25 protein-coding genes are annotated in these 20,737 nt (G+C 35.3%); 5 read left to right on the forward strand and 20 right to left on the reverse strand.

Translation table 11 applies throughout. From position 1 onward, the window contains the following. Nucleotides 1-7: 7 nt before the first annotated feature. Nucleotides 8-418 carry a YajG family lipoprotein gene (locus D7004_RS15960; RefSeq protein ID WP_148042825.1) on the forward strand — a complete coding sequence of 137 codons (411 nt, stop codon included), beginning with the start codon at nt 8-10 and terminating at the stop codon, nt 416-418. Nucleotides 419-421: 3 nt separating this feature from the next. Here D7004_RS15960 and D7004_RS15965 read toward each other — a convergent pair whose 3' ends face one another. Next, nucleotides 422-1,417, reverse strand: coding sequence for an ABC transporter ATP-binding protein (locus tag D7004_RS15965; RefSeq protein ID WP_123206830.1), 996 nt, complete (start codon nt 1,415-1,417; stop codon nt 422-424). Nucleotides 1,418-1,542: 125 nt separating this feature from the next. Here D7004_RS15965 and D7004_RS15970 point away from each other — a divergent pair, with 125 nt between their 5' ends. Further along, the gene (locus D7004_RS15970) at nt 1,543-1,818 is read left to right on the forward strand and encodes a DUF6364 family protein (protein ID WP_123206831.1); all 276 of its coding nucleotides are present in this window, start codon (nt 1,543-1,545) and stop codon (nt 1,816-1,818) included. Then, the gene (locus D7004_RS15975; protein ID WP_208646869.1) at nt 1,805-2,227 is read left to right on the forward strand and encodes a PIN domain-containing protein; all 423 of its coding nucleotides are present in this window, start codon (nt 1,805-1,807) and stop codon (nt 2,225-2,227) included. The genes D7004_RS15970 and D7004_RS15975 overlap by 14 nt, the downstream gene beginning before the upstream one ends. Before the next feature lie 120 nt (nt 2,228-2,347). Here the strand turns inward: D7004_RS15975 and D7004_RS15980 are convergent, their stop codons facing one another. The 18 genes from D7004_RS15980 to hemA form a co-directional block, all read right to left on the reverse strand. Continuing rightward, nucleotides 2,348-3,160: an outer membrane beta-barrel protein gene (locus D7004_RS15980; RefSeq protein ID WP_123206832.1), complete on the reverse strand. Its 813-nt coding sequence runs from the start codon at nt 3,158-3,160 to the stop codon at nt 2,348-2,350. Nucleotides 3,161-3,302: 142 nt separating this feature from the next. Continuing rightward, nucleotides 3,303-4,046, reverse strand: coding sequence for a hypothetical protein (locus D7004_RS15985; RefSeq protein ID WP_123206833.1), 744 nt, complete (start codon nt 4,044-4,046; stop codon nt 3,303-3,305). Further along, the gene (locus D7004_RS15990) at nt 4,027-4,596 is read right to left on the reverse strand and encodes an RNA polymerase sigma factor (protein WP_123206834.1); all 570 of its coding nucleotides are present in this window, start codon (nt 4,594-4,596) and stop codon (nt 4,027-4,029) included. Before D7004_RS15990 ends, D7004_RS15985 begins: the two co-directional genes overlap by 20 nt. Before the next feature lie 214 nt (nt 4,597-4,810). Further along, nucleotides 4,811-5,416, reverse strand: coding sequence for a hypothetical protein (locus D7004_RS15995; RefSeq protein WP_123206835.1), 606 nt, complete (start codon nt 5,414-5,416; stop codon nt 4,811-4,813). A gap of 144 nt (nt 5,417-5,560) precedes the next feature. Then, a complete protein-coding gene (locus tag D7004_RS16000) occupies nt 5,561-6,715 on the reverse strand; it encodes a hypothetical protein (RefSeq protein ID WP_123206836.1) in 1,155 nt (384 codons plus the stop codon). A gap of 134 nt (nt 6,716-6,849) precedes the next feature. Then, nucleotides 6,850-7,404, reverse strand: coding sequence for a CopD family protein (locus D7004_RS16005; protein WP_123206837.1), 555 nt, complete (start codon nt 7,402-7,404; stop codon nt 6,850-6,852). Then, entirely contained in the window at nt 7,401-8,147 is a 747-nt protein-coding gene (locus D7004_RS16010; RefSeq protein ID WP_123206838.1) for a hypothetical protein, read from the reverse strand. Before D7004_RS16010 ends, D7004_RS16005 begins: the two co-directional genes overlap by 4 nt. A gap of 2 nt (nt 8,148-8,149) precedes the next feature. Then, nucleotides 8,150-8,383, reverse strand: coding sequence for a hypothetical protein (locus tag D7004_RS16015; protein WP_123206839.1), 234 nt, complete (start codon nt 8,381-8,383; stop codon nt 8,150-8,152). A gap of 113 nt (nt 8,384-8,496) precedes the next feature. After that, entirely contained in the window at nt 8,497-8,739 is a 243-nt protein-coding gene (locus D7004_RS16020; protein WP_208646870.1) for a type II toxin-antitoxin system mRNA interferase toxin, RelE/StbE family, read from the reverse strand. After that, nucleotides 8,739-8,948 (reverse strand): hypothetical protein, encoded by a 210-nt coding sequence (locus D7004_RS16025; protein WP_123206840.1) that lies wholly within the window; start codon nt 8,946-8,948, stop codon nt 8,739-8,741. The genes D7004_RS16020 and D7004_RS16025 overlap by 1 nt, the downstream gene beginning before the upstream one ends. A gap of 58 nt (nt 8,949-9,006) precedes the next feature. Beyond that, entirely contained in the window at nt 9,007-10,032 is a 1,026-nt protein-coding gene (gene hemE, locus D7004_RS16030; RefSeq protein ID WP_123206841.1) for a uroporphyrinogen decarboxylase, read from the reverse strand. Nucleotides 10,033-10,222: 190 nt separating this feature from the next. After that, nucleotides 10,223-10,738 carry a hypothetical protein gene (locus D7004_RS16035; RefSeq protein WP_123206842.1) on the reverse strand — a complete coding sequence of 172 codons (516 nt, stop codon included), beginning with the start codon at nt 10,736-10,738 and terminating at the stop codon, nt 10,223-10,225. Beyond that, on the reverse strand, nt 10,738-11,442 hold the full coding sequence (locus tag D7004_RS16040) for a response regulator transcription factor (RefSeq protein WP_109926856.1): 705 nt from the start codon (nt 11,440-11,442) through the stop codon (nt 10,738-10,740). Before D7004_RS16040 ends, D7004_RS16035 begins: the two co-directional genes overlap by 1 nt. Nucleotides 11,443-11,450: 8 nt before the next feature. Then, nucleotides 11,451-12,317 (reverse strand): sensor histidine kinase, encoded by an 867-nt coding sequence (locus tag D7004_RS16045; RefSeq protein ID WP_123206843.1) that lies wholly within the window; start codon nt 12,315-12,317, stop codon nt 11,451-11,453. A 402-nt stretch (nt 12,318-12,719) separates the two neighbouring features. Next, on the reverse strand, nt 12,720-14,090 hold the full coding sequence (gene hemL / locus D7004_RS16050) for a glutamate-1-semialdehyde 2,1-aminomutase (RefSeq protein ID WP_123206844.1): 1,371 nt from the start codon (nt 14,088-14,090) through the stop codon (nt 12,720-12,722). Between the two features lie 80 nt (nt 14,091-14,170). Continuing rightward, complete coding sequence (gene hemB, locus D7004_RS16055; protein ID WP_123206845.1) at nt 14,171-15,139, reverse strand: porphobilinogen synthase; 969 nt, start codon at nt 15,137-15,139, stop codon at nt 14,171-14,173. Nucleotides 15,140-15,542: 403 nt separating this feature from the next. Then, the gene (gene hemC / locus D7004_RS16060) at nt 15,543-17,123 is read right to left on the reverse strand and encodes a hydroxymethylbilane synthase (protein WP_123206846.1); all 1,581 of its coding nucleotides are present in this window, start codon (nt 17,121-17,123) and stop codon (nt 15,543-15,545) included. Nucleotides 17,124-17,536: 413 nt separating this feature from the next. After that, the gene (hemA, locus tag D7004_RS16065) at nt 17,537-18,763 is read right to left on the reverse strand and encodes a glutamyl-tRNA reductase (protein ID WP_123206847.1); all 1,227 of its coding nucleotides are present in this window, start codon (nt 18,761-18,763) and stop codon (nt 17,537-17,539) included. A 127-nt stretch (nt 18,764-18,890) separates the two neighbouring features. Between hemA and D7004_RS16070 the strand changes: the two genes are divergently transcribed. Then, nucleotides 18,891-19,274 (forward strand): DoxX family protein, encoded by a 384-nt coding sequence (locus D7004_RS16070; protein WP_123206848.1) that lies wholly within the window; start codon nt 18,891-18,893, stop codon nt 19,272-19,274. Nucleotides 19,275-19,346: 72 nt separating this feature from the next. Here D7004_RS16070 and D7004_RS16075 read toward each other — a convergent pair whose 3' ends face one another. Continuing rightward, complete coding sequence (locus D7004_RS16075; RefSeq protein WP_123206849.1) at nt 19,347-19,577, reverse strand: YtxH domain-containing protein; 231 nt, start codon at nt 19,575-19,577, stop codon at nt 19,347-19,349. 58 nt (nt 19,578-19,635) lie between these two features. Between D7004_RS16075 and D7004_RS16080 the strand changes: the two genes are divergently transcribed. Beyond that, entirely contained in the window at nt 19,636-20,463 is an 828-nt protein-coding gene (locus tag D7004_RS16080; protein ID WP_123206850.1) for an alpha/beta hydrolase family protein, read from the forward strand. Nucleotides 20,464-20,737: the final 274 nt, after the last annotated feature.

Genomic DNA, 20,737 nt, shown 5'->3' on the forward strand with positions numbered 1-20,737 from the left:
AATAAACATGAAAAAACTTACTATCCTAATGCTTTGCATTGCCACACTAGGTTTGGCATCTTGCAAAAAAGACACAATTGTTCAAAACACTCCGAACATTACACTATACAAAACAATTCAGCCTAATCAATGGGTTTCCGGAAACGATGCAAATGGGCTTTTCTATTATGTAGATATAACGGATAATAGAATTGAACAATATGAAGATGATGGTATCATTTTATCATTTGCCCGATTTAATGATGATGGTTATGATGCATTGCCCTTTACTTACGGAACAGATTCTTATAGCTACAGTTCATTCCCTGGTAGGATTAGGGTTTACTTACAATTTAATAATAACAGAAACACTTTACCAGTGAGACCAACTGCAAGCATAGGTGCTAGAATCGTTTTAGTGGCATCATCTGCAGAATAAAATTTAATGAAACTCTAAAAAACGACTAATGTTCAATTGAACATAGTCGTTTTTTTTATGCTCTCCCCGATTCAATTGCAAGGCTCTAACGGTAACGCCGTTTCGCTCAAGCAATAATTCATCATAAAAACCTTTGTAGTAAACATCTTTAACTTCAAATCTTCGGCTACTCCAATTGTTGTTTATTTCTGCCCATTCCGGGTAAAACACAACCGATGCGGCGAAGGTTTTCAGTCCGAGTTTTTCTGCATCGCCTCGAGATAAAACTACTGCATTACCTAATATTTGTGCTGTGTAAATGTGCTTTGGCTGTTGATAAATATCTACTGGCTTTCCTGTTTGCAGAAGTTCACCATTGCGCAAGATGAGCAGTTGGTCAGCTAGAAATAAGCCATCTGCCGGGTCGTGAGATACTAAAATTACCGTAACTCCAGTCTCTGCGGCAACGCGTTTAATGTCGGCTCGTAACTGGTTTTTTAATAATGCATCAACCTGACTAAAAGGTTCATCCAATAACAAAACTTTAGTATCAGCAACCATTGCTTTAGCAATTGCCACACGCTGTTGCTCGCCACCACTTAATTCAATAATCTTTTTATTTTGGAGCGGTAAAATCCTTAAATGCTCCATTATTGCCAGCGTTTTCGCAGCTTTAGTTTTCAGGTCGCTATTCGATAATTGTGAGGCAATATTATCGTAAACCTTCGCATAAATGTTTAATGAAAAATCCTGAGTAACCATTTTCATTTGTTTATGCCCAGGAATTAACTGTTCATCAGGACCTTTAACTTTTTCCTCTTCGAAAAAAATATCGCCCATATCGGTTTTTAATAAGCCATAAATGGATTTCAGCAAAGTTGATTTTCCGCTTCCACTTTCGCCGATGATAGCTACTACATCACCCCTATTAATATCAAAAGTGATGTTTTTAATTCCACCAGCTTGCTCAGTCTGGTATTGCTTTGTTAAATTTTTTATGCTGATTATGGTATCGCTCACAAAGTAAAGGTAAAGCTTAAAGCGGAAAGACTAAAGCTTTAAACAAAAGTTTTACACGTGCTTTTTTATCAAAAATTGCACGTATAAAATTTTTAATATATCTTTACATTGATAATTATAACACTATGAATACTAAGCTAACTTTAACTATAGATAAATCTGTTATCGAGCAAGCAAAAACGTACGCTGAAGAACAAGGAAGGAGTTTATCAGCAGTGGTAGAAAACTATTTAAAAGCTATTACCAAAAAACAGGATAATGCTATTAAAGAGGAAGAGCTTTCTCCTATCGTTAAATCATTAAGAGGTACATTTAAAATGCCTGCGGATTTTGATTACAAAGAAGAGTTAAATAAAATCAGAGAGGAGAGATATCAAAAATATATCAATGATGAAAATTAATAAGGCATTAATTGATTCTGATATCCTTCTTGATTATTTTTTAGACAGGAAGCCTTTTTCTGATGATTCTTCAAAAATTTTAACAATGTGCGAAGAAGGAAAATTAAATGGTTTTATAACTGGAGTAGCTATTGCTAACATATACTATCTATTAAGAAAGGAACATGGACCAAAACCTGTACTGCAAGGTATTAAACGGTTATTAACCTTTTTGGACGTTGTAATTTTGGATAAAAATACCATACTAAAGTCTATCGAGTCAGATTTTTCTGATTTTGAAGATGCACTACAAAATTTTTCAGCAGAGAATCAAGGTAACATTAAGGTAATAATTACAAGGAATATCAAAGATTATAAAAGAAGTAATTTGAGTGTTTTAAATCCAAAAATGTTTTTAGAAGCTTTGTAAGCAAAAAATCCTGTTCCGCCTAACCGAAACAGGATTTTATTGGTTCATTTGTTTAATCGTTCATTTGTCATTAGACTTCGGCCCTTCGGACTTCTGACTCCCTACATCTATATTCTAAAGCTAATTTAATCCAAAAGAGACACCAAAACTCATGTTTCTTAAGCCAGTTTGTGCAGGTGTGGTAAACATATCGTTAAAATAATATTTGGTAAATAATCCTAAACCACCGTATCCAAATCTAACTGTACCACCGTAACGAACAGATTGAAAGTGATAGCTATCATACTGTTTCTCTTTTCCGCGTTCTTCGCTAATCTGTTTAACCTTTCCGTTTAGCAAGAAACTAACTTCCGGACCAACAACAAAGTAGAATCTTTTACCTTTATTGTTCTCTTTGGTGCGAAACTCAAAGTTTAAAGGAATATGCACATAGCTGCTTGAGAAACGATTTTTAGAAAAGTCAATCGGCTCGTTTATATAAGTTAAAGTCGGTTGGTTTTTCTGAATGGTAATGTTATCTCTCAAACGAATTAATGTCCAATCGAAACCACCGGCAACATAAACCTTAAAATTGGAGTTAAAGCGATAACCAAATTGCAAAACATCAAAAGAAAATGTGCTGGTTTTACCGCCCTTATAATCTAAAAATTCATTGTTCGGCGATAAATTGAAGTCACCATTATCAATTAATCTGGAGAAACCTAAATCCACTCTGGTAAATGTAATCCCTCCAACAAAACGGCCTTTTTTAACATCCTCAGTAGAATCTGTTTTAGTAATTATATTACCTCCACCAATGGTTAAGGTATATTTTGCTTTTTTCTTTTTAACTACGGTATCCATTGCAACAGTATCTTGTTGCCCAAATGCCCTTGGAGCCATAACACTGGCAAGCCCGCTTACCAAAAGTGTTGTAAAAATTAGATGTTTCATATTTGTGTGTTTGTTTTTTGAATGAGTGATTTATTGAATGAGTGAATTATTGAATGAGAGAATGACTGAATTGCTAAATAAAAGAATTATTGAATGAATAAATGCTTTAATCTTAAAATCCTATAATCTCAAAAATCCTGGTCTATTTCTTATTTTTCTTCCCTATTTTAAACGGACCAATATTTATCGATGAAAGTGAAGAGTCATCATCATCGGTACGAAACTGGATAAACTTATCTTTCCTTTTATCCACCTTATTCACGATTAAGTTAACCACATCGCCAACATTACGTATGCCTTTACTTTCAGGTTGGTTTTCATAATCGATTACATCATCAGGTTTAACATTTGTAGCTGTTGAGGCGATTACAGTTTCCGGGTTGGCTTGTAAAATGGCCTCATCAATTTTCTTTTTGATAATTTCTTGAGACGGTATTACTTGTGCAATCACCGTTTCTTGTTTTTGCATTTCCGGGGCGGCAACTATTTTTGGTTTTTCTACAGGTTTATTACTTTCTAAAACCTTAGTTTTTGCAACAGCCTCAACCTTTAACGGTGCAGGTAAAACCATTTTTTCTTTTAGTAAGCTTTCGTTTTCTGTAGAATCTTTAACCATTTGATTTTCTACTACTGGTTTAACCTTAGGTTCAACATGATTTGCAAACTGCTTTGGTTTAACATCTTGTTGTTGATAAACCAAAATACTTACGGTTGCAATTAGTAAAACCGCTGCTGCTGCTAACCAGTAAATTGGGATTATCCTTTTTTTCTTTGGTTGAATTTCACTTTCAATGCTGCTCCACAAATCTCTAGATGGTGCAATTTCAGCATCTTCGAAAGCATTTTTAAATAACTTATCAAAATCCTTATCCTGTATAGGTTGCATAACCAAATCCCTCCATTTTTATAATTTCTTCTTTTAAAATTGTTCTTGCTCTCGATAATTGAGATTTACTTGCTCCCTCCGAGATGCCGAGCGTTTCTCCTATTTCTTTGTGCGAATAACCTTCAATTACATACATATTGAAAACCATTCTGTAACCATCAGCCAGTTTTTGTATCACTTTCATCAAATCTTGCATTCCTAAAGTACCAAAATCAAAACCTGTTGATGGTTGTTCGTAAGCTTCATCAATTTCGACCACATTTAAGCTGCGGAAGTTTTTACGGTAACTTTCAATTGCGGTATTCACCATCACTCTCCTAATCCAACCTTCAAATGAACCATCGCCTCTGTACTCCTTAATTTTCTGAAAAATTTTGATGTATCCCATTTGCAATACATCTTCAGCCTCCATTCTATCTTTTGCGTAGCGCATACAAACAGCCATCATTTTCGACGCCGTTTGCCTGTAAAGCAGCTCTTGCATCTTCCGGTCGCCAGCTTTGCAGCCCTCCATCAAATCGTTTATCGTGTAACTTCGCGTCAATTTCATTGTGTGTTTGTATATAGAAGATGGTGGATTACAAACATTGGTTGCATGGAGGATATAAAAAAGTTAAATAAAAGTTAAAATTGGTTTGGATAGGTTGATTATCAATAAGATAAATCGTAAATATATTTTCAGAAAGATATATATTTTATTTGGAAAGCAATATTAGCTTCTTTGAAATGATAAATGAATTGAAACCTATAAGGTTTTAAAAACCTTATAGGTCTAAAAAATCAAAATTCGAAAACTTTTCCCTTTGGTGAAAACTTACAAATTCTTCAATACCGCCAAACCAATCAAAAACAGCATCCCTTTCTAGTTTAGAAAATTTATTTAAAGAAATAATTGAGTTATATGATGAATAATACCAATCTGCGGCTGTTTTACAAAATTGATGGTGTACTGGGTTTTGATGAATGTAATTAATTAATCTCAAAAAATATGTTTCATCCTGTATCTGAGCTCTTTTTGTAAAATCTAAAAAAAGTGCACCCTTTCTGTTATTTTGCTTATTAAATGCTTTAGCATAGCTATTAAGAAAATTGCTTAGCCTTTGCATAATAAATTTGTGGAAGTCGAAATCCTGATCAGTATTGTTTGCTAATTCCCTAATAATATTTTCATTCCTAACTTGAATTAAAAAATGAAAATGATTTCGCATTAAGCAATAACTGAACGTTTTTGCAATTGGAAAAATATAATGCTCAAATCTGGAAAGAAAAAAGATATAATTTTCATGACTATTGAAAAGGTTTTCGTTTCCAACTGCATGATTAAAAATGTGGTAAAAATTGTCGGGATGAAATTTATCTATATATTTCATGGCAATTTTTTTCCTAAATATAGGGTAAACCTATAAGGTTTTAAAAACCTTATAGGTTTAATCAAAGCAGTTGGTTAGAATACAGACTTCTCTATACTAATTCAATTTCCATTTCATTGCCGTCTGCTTTAGCTGACGGAAATTTTAATCTTTCCTCTTCACCTTAAATAACCTAAAATCCTGCTTATAGGTTAAGAAAAACGAATGGTTAAACTGTAATTGCTTATCGGTATTATCTAAATCAACGTGAGGCTCGAAACGAACATCTAAATACAAATGCGGAATCAATTCCTTTTGGTAAGCATAACGCAACGAGACAATATTTCTACCACTTTGCTTTAGTCCGTTTGTATATAAGTTACTCGAAACCGATTCATACAAAGGCATTCCTTTAATCGAAATGAAGTTATTTCCTTTCCAGTAAGAGGCCACCAAACTTCCCCACTTACTTTCTACACCAGCATTTAACCACATCCCAAAACCACCATGATAAGCACGACGTTTATCAGGCGAAAAATCTTTATAAACTGCGATGTAGTTATCTGTATAAACCTGTGTGATGTTGGTGTTAATAGCCTTATGCAACTTCAACCCAGCAGCACCATTAAAAACGGTACTGATTGGGATTTCCTTTAACACATCAATTTGTCCGCCTTGGTGGAAAGCCAAAAACTGTGCAGGAAAACTAAACTTCCAGCCATTGTTTTCGGCTATTGTACTTTCAGTAGATAAACCTCCGATGATCTCTTCTTTGGCAGCCTCGCCCAGGTAAATCATTTTCTGCCAGGCAATCCAGGCATCTAGATTGAATTTTTTGCGCTCTACCAATAGCTGCGTTCCATATTCAATTGGTGTAGTTATCGTTCTTTCAAAATCGTAAAGTGGTTCGATATATTTATGCTGAATGCCGCCTTCTAAACTTCCAAAAATCAAAGTTAAATTGCGTTTGTGATACTTTAAACTGAACAAAGGTTTTGCATCGGTGATTCCATTTCTACCAAAATCTTTGCGAATAAAAGCACCAGCTGTTATGGCCAAATTTGGGTGTGCATAATACACAATTTGCGGTTGCAGTTGCGTTCCATACAAAGTATATCCATCATGGAAATCATTGGTGTACTCGTAATTCCGAACGTAATTGAAGTTGTAAAAATTAAAATGAACCTCATTGGTTAAGCTACTATCCGGTCGAATTCTATTCTCAAAAGCCGACTGATTAAACTGTGCTGAGGCAAAATATGATGTAAAAAGAAAAGTTATAAAGAGTAATGTTTTTTTCAGACCTGTTGTTGTTAACATGAGCTTGGTTTTATGGCTCAAATTTAGGATAGTTTTTTGTTTATTTAACCGCAAAGAACGCTAAGTTTACGCAAAGGAAACAAAGGACTGTATGTATCTATTTTGCTTTAGTCTTTATGCTTTACTCTTCTTGCCTATTTCTTCAACCGATAATTTTTATACAACTTAACTGCAATCATAATCGCCAATGCAACGCCCATAATCCCAATTAAACCATAAATCCAATTTAATGAATTTTTTAAAATCACGATAAAGACGATTGCTATCATAAAAATAGTTGCCAATTCTCGCCACAATCGAAGTTGAAAACTGGTCATTTTAAATTGATTATTTTTAAGTTGCCTAACAATATTTTGGCAAATGAAATGATAGATTAACAACCCTACTACAAAACCGAGTTTAACCCACATCCAATCGGTTTGGAGCAAGCCTGGGCTTAAAGTAAGCATTGATATACCCGCTAAAACAGAAATAACCATCGCAGGAGTTGCAATGATATTCCATAGTGTGGCCTCCATTTTTGTGAATTGCTTTATAAGAATACTTTTTTCGGGTTCGGGTTTATCATTTGCTTCCGTATGGTAAATGAATAAACTTAAAATGTAGAATAAACCTGCCATCCAGCTAATTACGAAAACAACATGTACTGCGAGGAAGTAGCGATAATATGGCGAAAGGGTTTCTATCATAATTTAATTTTTTTCAGAATATACGTGTCAACCCAATTTGGAATATTCAAAAACTCTAGATTCAAAGTTCCATCCTTTATATTACCTAAATAATTATGCCTAGCGCCTGAATTGTCCCAAAGATAAGTTTCATCAACCTCTTTTAACATATTTATAAGTAAATCCATTGTAAGAAAATATCGCTTTTCTATTTTGTCATCATTTACAAAATGACCACCCTTTTTTACTCTATCCTTTACTCGCTCTGAATTCATTGCAGGTGTTTCTGTTCCAATAAAATATAGATAAATCTTGTAGTTATGCTGGTGAGCAAATTCGATGAGCTTCAATTTTGAAGGATGTGAGAAAACCGTTTCGAAAGAAAATGATTTTTTAGACTCAATTAATTTATGGCGAATAAAATCAGCTATAATTGCAAAGTGATAGGAATTATAATCTTTCAATTCATTTTCACCTTTAACAATAACGTTTTCTTTTACAACTAAATTCCAGCTATCTGTTTTGAAACCAGCTTTAGTAAACAAACCATTTAATAAATAGAATTCTTCAAATTCAGATTGCGAACAAATAACATCAAATTCTGAAAGATTTAGAAAGTTATTTTTTTTAAAATCTGATTCTAAGTTATCTGCATTTACAAAAAGTCGTGTAGAGAAATAAATGGGTTTTATAGAATTGTAAAGAGTGGTTTTACCCGAACCGTTTGGCCCAGCAAAAATTCGTAACTTAGGCTTAGTAGCCATTATTAAAAAAGTTTAATCTTCTTACTAGTAACCTTTTTTTTTGCGAAACTTCCTGAAGAAATTTTTATTGTTTCTCCATTCTTGAAAGTTCTGTAAACTCCATCAGGTTTAACTTCAGTTCTACCCAAATTCATAGCATCAACTACCCGAAGAACATCATCCATCGATTTATTTATGGCATCAATTACCTGTTTAATGGGTAATTTATCTTCGTCTTGTAGTGATTTAACAGTCATGAATAATTAAATAAGTGTAAGTACAAAAATCAAATATAACAATTAAGAACTGCTGTTCAAATGCAAAAAGACAGTTTAAAATAAATCAGAATGTGTACCGATTCTTAATAGGATTATTTCTTTTCTTCCCTAATCTTAAACCAAATAATTAGTAAATCAGGTTTAATATGAGCCTCCCAGTTATTCTTATAATTTCCAATTAATTTATGTGGAAGATATTTTTTCTCAATACCATTGGCACCGTTTGCTTGTAGTTTTTCCAAAAAATCCTCAATCAAGTCAAAATTTTTAGTTGCTCTTTTGATTACTTTTTTTGCGTCTTTTTTGAATTGAATAGTTGGTTTTAAAGTAAACATTATAAAGAACCGAGAAATGATTTTATATCTTTTATTGGCTCACCAACTCCAATACCTTCATGTGCATCTTCAATGGTTTTGCGGGTAAGTTCATTTGGAGTTCTAGGTTTCTTTGCACTTTTTTTATGAATAGTAACACCAAGCTCTTTAAGTAAGCTTTTTACTAACGAACTTTTGTTTTCAGGAATATCGATAATTAATGTTTCCATACTCAAATATAACGAAATTTAGCCTTCGTCCAAATTCTCCTAGAACGGTCTTTGAGCTCTAATACCTAAACTCTTTTACCACCTCAATCGCATATTTTACATTCTCGAAAGGAATATCAGGCATAATGCCATGACCTAAGTTGAAAATAAAACCTTCAGTTCCACGCATGCGTTCGAACAACTTATGAATTTGTGCTTTAATTACCGATTGGTCTGCGTATAAAATATGCGGGTCTAAATTCCCTTGAACGGCAATACCAGCAGGCAAAGCATTTTTAATGTTCAGTAAATCTGCATTCCAATCAACCGAAATCACATCAGGTTTAGCCTCTGCCATCATCGGTGCAAAAACCGAACTTCCTTTACAGAAAGAAATCACCGGAATATCTTTTCGGTTTAAGTTGGAGATAATTTCCTGAATATAAAGGTGAGAAAACTCCTGATAATCACTCCATGATAAAGCAAGTGCCCAGCTATCAAAAATCTGAACAGCATTTACACCAGCCGTAATTTGAAGATTCAAATAGTCGGCTGTTACTTTAGCTATTTTAGCCAAAAGTTTATGCGCCAACTCGGGTTGGTTGTGTATAAAAAGCTTGGTTAATTTAAAATCTTTTGATGAACCGCCTTCAATTAAGTAACTCATCACCGTAAAAGGTGCACCAGCAAAACCGATTAAAGGAATGCTTCCATTTAACCGCTGTTGAATTACTTTAATGGCATCAGCTACGTACTGCAATTCATCTAAACAATCTACATTTAAGTTTTCTACATCTTGTGCAGTTCGTACCGGGTTTGCAAACTTCGGACCAACGCCTTGAGTAAAGCTCAAATCGCCACCCATTGCCTCGCCAGTTACTAAAATATCGCAGAATAAAATCGCTGCATCAATACCCAACAAATCGACAGGTAACATGGTAACATCGGCTGCAATTTCCGGGGTTTTGCACATCTCTAAAAAAGAGTATTTGTTTTTAATCTCCCAGTATTGTGGCATAAAACGACCAGCCTGACGCATCATCCATACGGGTGGACGTTCTGTTTGTTTCGAAAATGCAGCGTCTAAAAATAAATTGTTCTTCATGTTTTGTATTAGTGTCGTACGGTCGTCACCCTGAATTCATTTCAGGATCTTAATAGCAAGAAAGATGCTGAACTAATTCAGCATGACGTTGAGCAAAAATTTAATTCTGCAAAGGTATAAAATAAAAAAAAACGAAGTACCTTTTTATGCTTAAAGCGGTATTCCGTTTCTCAAAATGACAATACGAGTATTATAATTTACTTATTTCTTTTTCAATCTTAACGATTATATCTTTCGAACGTGTCGATTCTGCAAGTTCATTAGCTAAATTAACATAAGCCTCGGCTCTTTCCTTATCCTTTTTTCGCAGAGCGAGATTAGCTAAATGTATCAAAACGTAACCCTTTTGGGTTTTGCCACCAACAGGAAAACGACTTGCCAATTGAAAATGATATTCTGCTTTTTCGTAATCTTCTTCTTTCAAGGCCATATTACCTTGCATAAATTCATAGTAGCCGCGTCGGTTTTTTGATAACCTTTCCGGATTTGGAACTTCGGCAAGCATCAGCTTTGCTTTTGAAAATTCATTGTTCTTAAAATATTTAGAGGCCATTAAAACAGAACTATGTCTGAAATGACTCCAAATAATAAAAACAAAAAGAAAGCCTGCAACTGCTGCCAACTCGTATTGATTGAAATAAACACAAACCAATGCGGCAAGCACAAAAACGGCCATCAAGACATATCTGCCGAGACTGCTATACATTAATGAATATCAGTGAATTTATAGCCCACACCACGAATAGAGTGGAAATAGACAGGATTCTTCTGGTCTGGTTCGAAGTATTTACGGAATGTTAAAATGAAGTTATCAATCGTTCTGGTTGATGGATAAACATCATAATTCCAAACGGTTTCTAAAATCTGTTCGCGAGAAACTGCATCGTTTTTACGCTCTATCAAAAGCTTCAACAACATAGTTTCTTTTTTTGTTAATGGCGTGATTGTTCCATCATCATGTTTCAATTCAAATGAATTAAAATAGATGGTTTTATCGCCGATTTTGTAAGAGTTTAACTCTTTTAAATCATCTGATTTTAAGCTGCGTTTAACCAAAATTCCCACACGAAGAATCAACTCTTCTAAGTTAAATGGTTTAACTAAATAGTCATCAGCTCCTTTTTTCAAACCTAAAACTCGATCTTCAGATGTGTTTTTAGCTGTTAAAAACATAATTGGAACTTCTGCATTTTCTAAACGGATAGTTTCACAAACCTGGAAACCATCCATTTCTGGCAACATTACATCTAAAATAATTAGATTAAAACGTTCTTCCTTAAATATTTTAAGAGCGGTTTTGCCATCTTTAACGGCGTGAACTTTATAACCCTCAAGTTCGAGGTTTAATTTGATAGCATCTAACAAGTGGTCCTCGTCTTCTACCAATAGAATTCTTAATTTTTGTGACATAATTGAGATTAACTAAATGTTACTTCAAAAATACTTCCCTGAGGCAAATTGTCTTTTACTGTAATATCTGCATCATGGTATTGTAAAACCTCTTTCACAATAAACAAGCCTAAACCCGTTCCTTTCGCTTTCCTGACATTCTCATTACCAACGCGGTAAAACTTATCAAATATCAACATTTTTTCGGCATCTGAAATACCTGGTCCTTTATCTATCACACTTAATCTCAAATGCCCATCAACCTCATCTAAAAGCACATTTATCTCATCACAAGGACTTGAATACTTTACTGCATTTTCAATCAAATTGGTAACAACAGACGATAAGGCAAATTTGTCACCCACCAACTGCAAATTTGGCTGAATTTGAGCATTTATCAATTGCTCGTTTCCACAAGAGTGTACCTGCAGCCTATCCGTAATTTTGTAAACCAACTCCGAAAAATTAAATTCCTCTTTCGGAAAGGTGTAAGAGCGGTTTTCAATTTTGGTTGCCAACAACATATTTTCCACCAAATCATCCAAACGCTCTATATCTTTTAGCGAATTATTAAGCAAAGATGTTTGCCTGGCTTTATCTAAATCCCTTTTAACAATCGTCTGGATGGAAAGTTTTATCGCTGCCAAAGGCGATTTTAACTCATGCGTAATCGACATCAAGAAATTCTGCTGCTGCTCTCTTAATTTATCCTCACGTTTTAACGATTGATGCAAAAAATAACCACCAATACATAACAGAAATAAAAATACAGAACCTTCACCCATAATCATCGTCATGCGGCTGGGTTGCAAGCGCACAACCAAAGTACCCCAAGAAATAAGCTGAATTAAGGCGTAAAGTAGTAAAGCGTAAAAGATTATGATGGATTTTTTCATCTGTCTCTATCAGGATTTTTATAATTTAAGGATTTTAAAATACTTATTAGCATATTAATACTGAGTATAGTTGAAATATGAAAAGCAAGTTTCTGTTTTCTTAGGTTATTTCAGTCCCGCTTTTCGTTACAATCTTTTTGCGATTGTCAGTCGGAGCTTGTGAAGACCTGCATCAAAAAGTATTTCCACTACAATAGGGTTTAGATAACTTGGGTTTGTGCCTAAAACAAGGAACACCCCGCCTTTCAGGCACCCCTCTAAAAGAGGGGAATTCCCCTCAAAGTTCTATAAACACCATGAGCTTATATTTTCTTATATGTCTTATATGGTTGAAAACTCAATATTCTCTGTGAAAACCTTCGTTTTCTCTATCGTAAAAACTATCAGCTGTAAAGGCTGATGCTACGACCTAAAAACCAAATCTAATGCCTCAAAAATTGCTCTCTTCGCCTTCTCCAATTCAATCTTCGTATGTGCTGCAGAAACAAAACCAACTTCATAACCAGATGGACCTAAATAAATTCCCCTGTTCAACAACTCACGATGCATGATTTTGAATTTTTCCATGCTACCCGCGTCAATATCATCAGCCGATTGAATTTTATCTCTATCCGTAAAAGCGAACCAAAAAATAGAACCAACAGTAAACACCTTAAATTTATAATTTCTAGCTGTAGCAAAACGCTGAATACTTGCTACAAAATCCTGGGTTTTATTATTTAAATCTTTATAAAAACCCGATTTATTTAGTTCTGTTAAAGTTGCAATACCCGCAGCCATAGCTACCGGATTACCCGATAACGTACCGGCCTGATAAACTCCACCATCTGGAGAAATTTGCGACATGATTTCAGCCGATGCACCATACATACCAACAGGCAAACCTCCGCCAATAATTTTTCCGTAAGTTACAATATCCGGTTTAACACCATAATGGGCTGCTGCACCTTCAAAACCAACTCTGAAACCGGTAATCACTTCATCAAAAATAAGTAATGAATTATTTTCTGTACAAATTTTACGTAGGAAATGTATGTAATCTTCATCCTGAATAATTAACCCATTATTCGCAGGAATTCCTTCGATAATTACTGCTGCTATCTGGTCTTTAAATTGCGCAAAAGCTTGCTCAATTGCTACCGTATCATTTAAAGGAATTACAATGGTTTCTTCCGCAAAAGATTTTGGTACACCTGCCGAAGAAGTTTCGCCAAAAGTTACTAAACCCGAACCCGCTTTAACCAAAAGAGCGTCTGTATGACCATGGTAACAGCCCTCAAATTTTAAAATTTTATCTCTACCTGTAAAACCTCTTGCCAAACGAATCGCCGACATTACAGCCTCTGTTCCAGAACTTGTAAAACGAATTTTTTCTACAAAACGATTGTTCTTAATAATCAATTCTGCTAATTCATTTTCTAAAGCTGTTGGAGCGCCGAAACTCATTCCGTTTTGCATCACTTCGGTAACTTTCTCCCTAATTTTAGAGTTATTATGCCCCAAAATTAATGGACCCCAACTTCCACAGAAATCAATAAATTGATTACCATCCACATCCCAAATGTAGCAACCATCACCTTTTTCGATAAAAAGTGGCGTACCATAAACAGACTTGAAAGCCCTAACCGGTGAATTCACTCCTCCAGGGAAATACGTTTTTGATTTCTCATACAGCTCTGCAGATTTTACCCTCGAAATATCAGGTTTACTGCCTGTATTTACCGGAACATCGGCCTCGTTGCCTGAAAACATTTTCTTTAATGAATCTAACATTCTTTTAGTTTTAAGTCGTACGTTTTAAGTTTTAAGTTTACGGATAACGTAGAACTTACAACCTATAACTTACAACTCTTTTAAATCCAATCGTTATTTAAAATATCTTTAATGTGGTAAGTGGTAATAATACTTGCTCCAGCTCTTGCAAAGGCATGCATTGTTTCCATTACTACTTTTTGTTCATCAATCCAGCCACGTTCTGCAGCAGCTTTAACCATCGAATATTCGCCCGATACATTATAAACCGCAATAGGCAAATTGGTATCTTGCTTTAACCGCTGAATAATATCCAGATAAGCCAAACCCGGTTTTACCATTAAAACATCTGCGCCTTCTTGTTCATCCAGTTTCGCTTCTCGCAAGGCTTCCAAAGGGTTTCTAAAATCCATTTGATAGGCTTTTCTATCGCCTTTACTTGGTGCACAATCTGCTGCTTCTCTAAAAGGGCCATAATAAGCAGATGCAAACTTTGTAGCGTGACTCATAATGGCTGCATTTACAAAACCATTGTCATCCAGCAAATTCCGTATCGCTTCGATTCGCCCATCCATCATGTCAGATGGTGCAAACATATCTGCACCGGCTTCCGCATGTGTTAAAGCCATCTTGGCAATCACTTCAACGGTTTTATCATTCTGAACGTAGTCGTTTTCTAAAATACCGCAATGCCCATGCGTGGTGTAAGAGCAAACGCAAACATCGGTAATCACGTATAAATCTTCGCCGAATTGCTTTTTTAATTCACGCACCGCTGTAGGTACTAACGAATGGTCGTGATAAGCAGATTTTGCTTCCGCCGATTTTTCGTCACCAACACCAAAAAGCATAATTTTATTTAAGCCTTTTTTCATTCCCGCTTCCACATCCTTTACCAAAGCATCAACCGAATAGTGGTTTACGCCCGGCATGGCATCAATTGCATGGGTAACATTCGTTCCTGACACCACAAAATACGGATATACAAACATATCTTTCGATAGTCGGGTTTCGGCTACCATCTCTCTAACCAACGGGTTCTTCCTCAATCTTCTCGGACGATGTAACATTATTTTAGTATTAAAGCCCCACCCAACCCTCCCCAGAGGGGAGGATTTAGCGAGTGTATTAGTATTTAGTATCAAGTATTAAAACTTGATGTGCTATTATTTTTGGAGCGACATGTTTATGCAGTCACCTAAATCATTAAATATTTTGAAAAGCAAATGTAGCTTTTCGGGTAATACAGTCCCGCTTTTCGTTTCAAGTTTTTTCAAACCTTATAGGTATAATCAAAAGCTTTTTACTTCAATCGGGTTTAGAGAACTTAATCAGTTTTTCAATGTATATTCTTAATGGCAAGATTGTGAGATTGCTTCGTACCTCGCAATGACGACCTGATCTCTCCTTCAGCTTTATCCTTTCAGCGTTAGTCTTTCAGCTTTAGTCTTTCAGCTTCCAACCCCTTAACCTCTATCTAATTTCTATTCCAAAAACCGCTTCCGCTAATCCAATTTCATCCGGCGAATAAGGCAAAGCATAACTCACGCCCATTTCATCAAATTTCTTACCGGTAGAGTTTCCAATGGCGATAACCTGTTGCCCCGGATTTAATAAATTATCAGCAAAATAAGCGTCAACATTTGATGGACTGGTGAAAATTAGCACATCAGCATAACTTTGGTCTATGTTTTCTTCGATTACGGTTTCGTAAATTGGCAAATCGATAATTTTCGCATCTGCTGGTAAAGATTTTTGAATCGATTGTAAAGAATCCTGCGCTCTTGGGAACAAAACATTTTTCCCTGACACCAATGCAGCAAAATCTTCGGCAACCTCTGTAATATCTCCACTTGCACCTACAAAATCTGCAAAGTGACCGAATTTACGCAACGCGTCTTCCGAGCCTCGTCCTACCACACCAAATTTTGTTTTTTTAGGCAATTGCGGTTTTAAGTTGAAAAAATACTCCACACAATTACGACTGCTAAAGAAAATCCAATCAATATTTTTTAGAATAAATTGGTCTAAAACAGTTACAATTGGGAAAGTACGAATCAACGAGCGACCTTCAATTTCTATATTGTTATTTTCTAATGCTCTGCGGAAATAGCTGTGCTCACCAATTTCACGGGAGATGAAAACCTTTGCAGGTTTCTTCCTTTCAGCACTAAATTTCCCTACGATTTTTTCCGCTAAACCTTCAGTTGTATCAGCCCGTAAAAATAAGCGTTCCGGAAAATCATCTGCAGTTTCGGCTTTTGATGTCCACACTTCGAATTGGCCATTATCTCTTTTGCAATAGCAACCCAAAGGCATGTGGCAACCGCCTTCAAAAATATTTAAAACCTTACGTTCTACACCAACTTCTTCTGCGGTTTCTGCATGATGCAATTTTTGCAAAGCATCAAAAAGTTCGGTATCATTTGCTCTGATTTGAATCGCCAAAGCGCCTTGAGCAGGTGCCGGAACAAATTCAGTAGTTTCTAACTCTTCAACATGCAAATCGCTAACATCCAAATTAAGGCGTTTTACACCAGCTTTAGCGATTAATATGGCATCGTAATCTTCATCTCTAAGTTTCTGAATACGTGTTGGAACGTTTCCACGTAAATCTTCCACTTCCAAATCAGGACGCAAACCCAATAACTGAGCTTTACGGCGATTAGAAGAAGTACCAACCATTGCTCCTTTTTTTAAAGAAAGTTTTTGAGATACATCAACACAATCTTTCAAAATCAAAAGATATTCGGATGCTTCTTCACGCTTTGGAATGGCAGCAATAACTAATCCATCGGGATGGTTTGTAGGCAAATCTTTAAGGCAATGAACGGCCAAATCGATGGTTCCGACTAAGAGTTCTTCTTCCAGTTCTTTGGTAAAAAAACCCTTTCCTTCTAATTTATCCAAACGCAAATTCAAGATTTTATCGCCCTGCGTTTTAATGATTTTAATTTCAGCTTCTATTCCAATAGCAGACAATTCATTTTTGATATGATTTGCTTGCCACAAAGCCAGGTCGCTACCGCGTGTTCCGATGGTTAATTTCTTCACTGTTTTTGTTAAATGATTTGCAAATCTAACTAAATACGGCTTTATCTAGTAAAATGTTTAAAAATGCGACAGTGAGGTTACAGAATTTTTAGGTTTATGGGTTTTAATTGACATTTACGCAAAGGCTGTCATTTATTCTATTAAGATGCTGAAATAAATTCAGCATGACGATGTGATTAGGCACATAGTTCAAGGGGTTACGGAATGAAGTTCATTAACCCCAGCCTTCGGCAGGCTGGCGATTTAAGTGTAAATACTTTTGTTGCAGGTATTCGACAGACTCATAATGATGATCGCAAAAAGGTCGAAACCTGCTTTTCATACTTAGACTACGCTCAACATTTAATTAATAGAAATATAAGATTTAGCTTGGCGTTCTCTGCGACAAAAACTTTGCGAACTTTGCGGTTAATTTAAGATTGATTCACCAAAATTTCTTTGGCCATAATCATTGGTACGCTGATGTATTTTTTCTCCATGTAGTTCATTACACGTTCCAATACTTCGCGAGATGCATCATCCATCTGACTAATTTCATCGGCAAAAACACCATTAATCGCTGTATTTTTAATTTCCTTAATTTTTCTCGGAACTTCTTGCATGGCCAATTCGATGCGGCGCTGCTTTAACACAGTAAAAAATTCAGTAATATTTGCACTGATGATATCTTCTGCATGAACAAGTTCGTTGTAACGCTCCTGAATATTTTTACGGGCAACTTCTTTTAAAGATTCTACCTCGATGTAATGAATCGGGTGATTATGAACAACGGCTGGTGCAACATCATTGGGTATAGCCAAATCGACAATTACCTTTTTGCCGGTATCGCCATTAAGCAATTTGGCATACAACTCTTCTGTAATTATAGCTTCGGTGGCTCCTGTACAAGTGATGATAACGTCAAAACCTTCAGTAAAATTTTGCAAATCTTCAAGATGAAAAGCCTTTCCGTTCAATTCTTCGGCTAAGCTTTCGGCTTTAGAAAATGTACGGTTAAAAATAGAAAAGTTAGAATATTTATGCTTGTTCAGGTATTTCGCAATATTTTGATTGGTTTCACCGGCACCGATGATTAAAATGCGAGAATTGCCGCACATATTTAATTCTTTCAGTTTGCGGTAAGCTAAAGAAACAACTGAAACAGGGTTTTTTGAAATATTGGTATGCGTATAAACTTCTTTCGCGGTTTTTACAACCCTATCCATAATCATGCGCATGTAATCGCCAGTAAAACCAGCATCGCGACAATTTTCGTAAGCTTTGCGAATTTGAGCAAGAATTTCCTTCTCGCCAACTACTAAACTTTCTAGCGAGCACGACGTTCTTAAAAGATGATTAAAAGCTTCTTCGTTTTCAAAAACGGTAACATTATCCAAGAAACGCTCCATAAATTCCGGAGGCAAACCCATATCCAAAACCGTAAGAAACTTAGTTACAAATTCCTTATCTGTTTTTTCTTTGGTGAGGAAAACAAACTCAACACGATTACACGTACCGATGTAAAAAATTTCGCTAACAGGAAGTTCTGCTTGAAGATTTTTCAATCTACTATCTAAACTCTGGTCACAAATAACTAATTTCCCTAAAGATTTCAGGTCGATGTGGTGATGCGTAAAAGCTATTACTTTTAAATATTCCAAGTGCTTCCGTTGTTAACTAATATCGGGATACAAAAGTAACACGGTAATTGTTTGTCACAGTCATTAATCTGTAATTTACATCAATTTAGAACGGTTTTAAATAAACACAAAACAACTACAAACCTCTATGCGCTATAAAATTTTTCTTTGGATTTATGCCTCTTTTTACATCCTGGCAGGGATTAATCATTTTATTTCGACTTCGGGATATTTTGCGATAATGCCAGAATGGCTACCTGCTCACGAATTTTTAATTTACCTCTCAGGAGTTATTGAAGTAATTTTAGGCGTTTTGTTGCTATTTCCTAAAACTAGAAAATTAGCGGCTTTGGGGATAATTTTAATGCTCTTAGCTTTTATGCCTGCTCATATTTACATGATTCAAAAAGCTCCGTTTTTGCTCGGCAAAATATCGGTAACACCTTTTATTGCTTGGATAAGAATTCCATTTCAAGTCTTATTTATTGGTTGGGCCTATTACTATTTCAAAAATAAGGATGAACCAATCTAATGTTTTGTAGATTTAATCGAGCTCTATAAAAAAAGGTGAGGAAAAATCCTCACCCCAAAAGAAAATCCGAGACTATGATTTTTTTTCTTCCTCATCTGAGGTTAAATTTTCCCATTTTTCCTCAGCTGTATTTTTTATTTCCTCAGCTTTATCTTTGGTATCTTCCCAAATATCTTCAGCTTTATCTTGTATATCCTCCAAAGCATCTTCTGCTTTTTCTTTGAATTCGTTAAATTTACCTTTTAGATTATCAAAAAATCCATTTTCTGAATCTGGGTTTGGCGTTTGGTTTTCTGTTGACATTTTAATTGTTTTAACTAATTAAGGCAAACACTATACCACTCGAGGTTGTTAAAAAATTATGATTACACAAAACGAATTTAGCTTAAGCGGCGCTGATGGAAAATTAATTATTGGCGACATTACTTTCGAGGATAAAAACCCGAACATTCCTATTGTTCTTTTTGTACACGGATTTAAAGGTTTTAAAGATTGGGGCGCACATAATTTAGTAGCAAGGTATTTTGCAAGCAATGGATATCGTTACCTAAAATTTAATCTCTCTCATAGCGGAGTTCCTGCTGATAACCCAAAAGATGTTACTGATTTGGAATCTTTCGCCAACAACACGATATCGAAAGAACTTTTTGATGTAAATGCAGTGCTCGATTATATTGAAAAAGCTTACGGAAAGGAAACCGAAATAAATTTAATCGGACATAGCCGCGGTGGTGGCTTAGCCATTATTGAAGCTGCTAACGACTTAAGAATTAATAAGCTGATTACCTGGAGTGCAATTTCGAGTTTCAATAGTTTGTGGAAAAAGGAACAAGAAAACGAGTGGAAAAAGACAGGCAAAATTTTCGTTGCTAATGCAAGAACAAAAGAGCAAATGCCATTGAATGTTACTTTGCTTGGAGATTTTGAAGAAAACGAAGAAACATTTAATATCCTCAATGCTTCAAAACGGATTAATATTCCGTGGTTAATTGTTCAGGGCGATGATGACGTAAATGTTCCCTTTGAACATGCCCAAAAACTTGCGGATGCCAGTCTTGATAGCCAATTGATAAAAATTGAAGGCGCAAATCATGTTTATGGTGCTAATCATCCTTATGAAAAAGAAACATTGCCACCGCTATTATTTAAGGTTTGCGAGAAGTGTTTGGTATTTTTGGGAGAGGAATAAATACCCGACCGATTTATTAAGAATCTAATTTAAACTTTTAACTATTTCGATTCAGGCGGTCGTCACCCTGAATTTATTTCAGGGTCTTAATTACCAAGATGCTGAAATGAATTCAGCATGACGATAGTTACATTAGGCGGTCGTCACCCCGAATTAATTACAAGGAATTAATTATCAAGATGCTAAAATGAATTCAGCATGACGATAGTTTAATTAGGCGGCGTCACCCCGAATTTGTTTTAGGGTCTTAATTACCAAGATGCTGAAATAAATT

Origin of the sequence: Pedobacter jejuensis (assembly GCF_003725795.1) — a bacterium.
Classification (GTDB): domain Bacteria; phylum Bacteroidota; class Bacteroidia; order Sphingobacteriales; family Sphingobacteriaceae; genus Pedobacter; species Pedobacter jejuensis.

What these genes read in the sequence shown, in the direction of transcription:
- D7004_RS16075 (WP_123206849.1), bottom strand. Translation starts at nt 19,577, where the DNA reads ATGTCAACAGAAAACCAAACGCCAAACCCAGATTCAGAAAATGGATTT.
- D7004_RS16000 (WP_123206836.1), bottom strand. Translation starts at nt 6,715, where the DNA reads ATGTTAACAACAACAGGTCTGAAAAAAACATTACTCTTTATAACTTTT.
- D7004_RS16040 (WP_109926856.1), bottom strand. Translation starts at nt 11,442, where the DNA reads ATGTCACAAAAATTAAGAATTCTATTGGTAGAAGACGAGGACCACTTG.
- D7004_RS16070 (WP_123206848.1), top strand. Translation starts at nt 18,891, where the DNA reads ATGCGCTATAAAATTTTTCTTTGGATTTATGCCTCTTTTTACATCCTG.
- D7004_RS15995 (WP_123206835.1), bottom strand. Translation starts at nt 5,416, where the DNA reads ATGAAATATATAGATAAATTTCATCCCGACAATTTTTACCACATTTTT.
- D7004_RS16010 (WP_123206838.1), bottom strand. Translation starts at nt 8,147, where the DNA reads ATGGCTACTAAGCCTAAGTTACGAATTTTTGCTGGGCCAAACGGTTCG.
- D7004_RS16080 (WP_123206850.1), top strand. Translation starts at nt 19,636, where the DNA reads ATGATTACACAAAACGAATTTAGCTTAAGCGGCGCTGATGGAAAATTA.
- D7004_RS16035 (WP_123206842.1), bottom strand. Translation starts at nt 10,738, where the DNA reads ATGTATAGCAGTCTCGGCAGATATGTCTTGATGGCCGTTTTTGTGCTT.
- hemL (WP_123206844.1), bottom strand. Translation starts at nt 14,090, where the DNA reads ATGTTAGATTCATTAAAGAAAATGTTTTCAGGCAACGAGGCCGATGTT.
- D7004_RS15985 (WP_123206833.1), bottom strand. Translation starts at nt 4,046, where the DNA reads ATGCAACCTATACAGGATAAGGATTTTGATAAGTTATTTAAAAATGCT.
- hemB (WP_123206845.1), bottom strand. Translation starts at nt 15,139, where the DNA reads ATGTTACATCGTCCGAGAAGATTGAGGAAGAACCCGTTGGTTAGAGAG.
- D7004_RS15970 (WP_123206831.1), top strand. Translation starts at nt 1,543, where the DNA reads ATGAATACTAAGCTAACTTTAACTATAGATAAATCTGTTATCGAGCAA.
- hemE (WP_123206841.1), bottom strand. Translation starts at nt 10,032, where the DNA reads ATGAAGAACAATTTATTTTTAGACGCTGCATTTTCGAAACAAACAGAA.
- D7004_RS16020 (WP_208646870.1), bottom strand. Translation starts at nt 8,739, where the DNA reads ATGTTTACTTTAAAACCAACTATTCAATTCAAAAAAGACGCAAAAAAA.
- D7004_RS16045 (WP_123206843.1), bottom strand. Translation starts at nt 12,317, where the DNA reads ATGAAAAAATCCATCATAATCTTTTACGCTTTACTACTTTACGCCTTA.
- D7004_RS16005 (WP_123206837.1), bottom strand. Translation starts at nt 7,404, where the DNA reads ATGATAGAAACCCTTTCGCCATATTATCGCTACTTCCTCGCAGTACAT.
- D7004_RS15980 (WP_123206832.1), bottom strand. Translation starts at nt 3,160, where the DNA reads ATGAAACATCTAATTTTTACAACACTTTTGGTAAGCGGGCTTGCCAGT.
- D7004_RS16025 (WP_123206840.1), bottom strand. Translation starts at nt 8,948, where the DNA reads ATGGAAACATTAATTATCGATATTCCTGAAAACAAAAGTTCGTTAGTA.
- D7004_RS15990 (WP_123206834.1), bottom strand. Translation starts at nt 4,596, where the DNA reads ATGAAATTGACGCGAAGTTACACGATAAACGATTTGATGGAGGGCTGC.
- D7004_RS15975 (WP_208646869.1), top strand. Translation starts at nt 1,805, where the DNA reads ATGATGAAAATTAATAAGGCATTAATTGATTCTGATATCCTTCTTGAT.
- D7004_RS16015 (WP_123206839.1), bottom strand. Translation starts at nt 8,383, where the DNA reads ATGACTGTTAAATCACTACAAGACGAAGATAAATTACCCATTAAACAG.
- D7004_RS15960 (WP_148042825.1), top strand. Translation starts at nt 8, where the DNA reads ATGAAAAAACTTACTATCCTAATGCTTTGCATTGCCACACTAGGTTTG.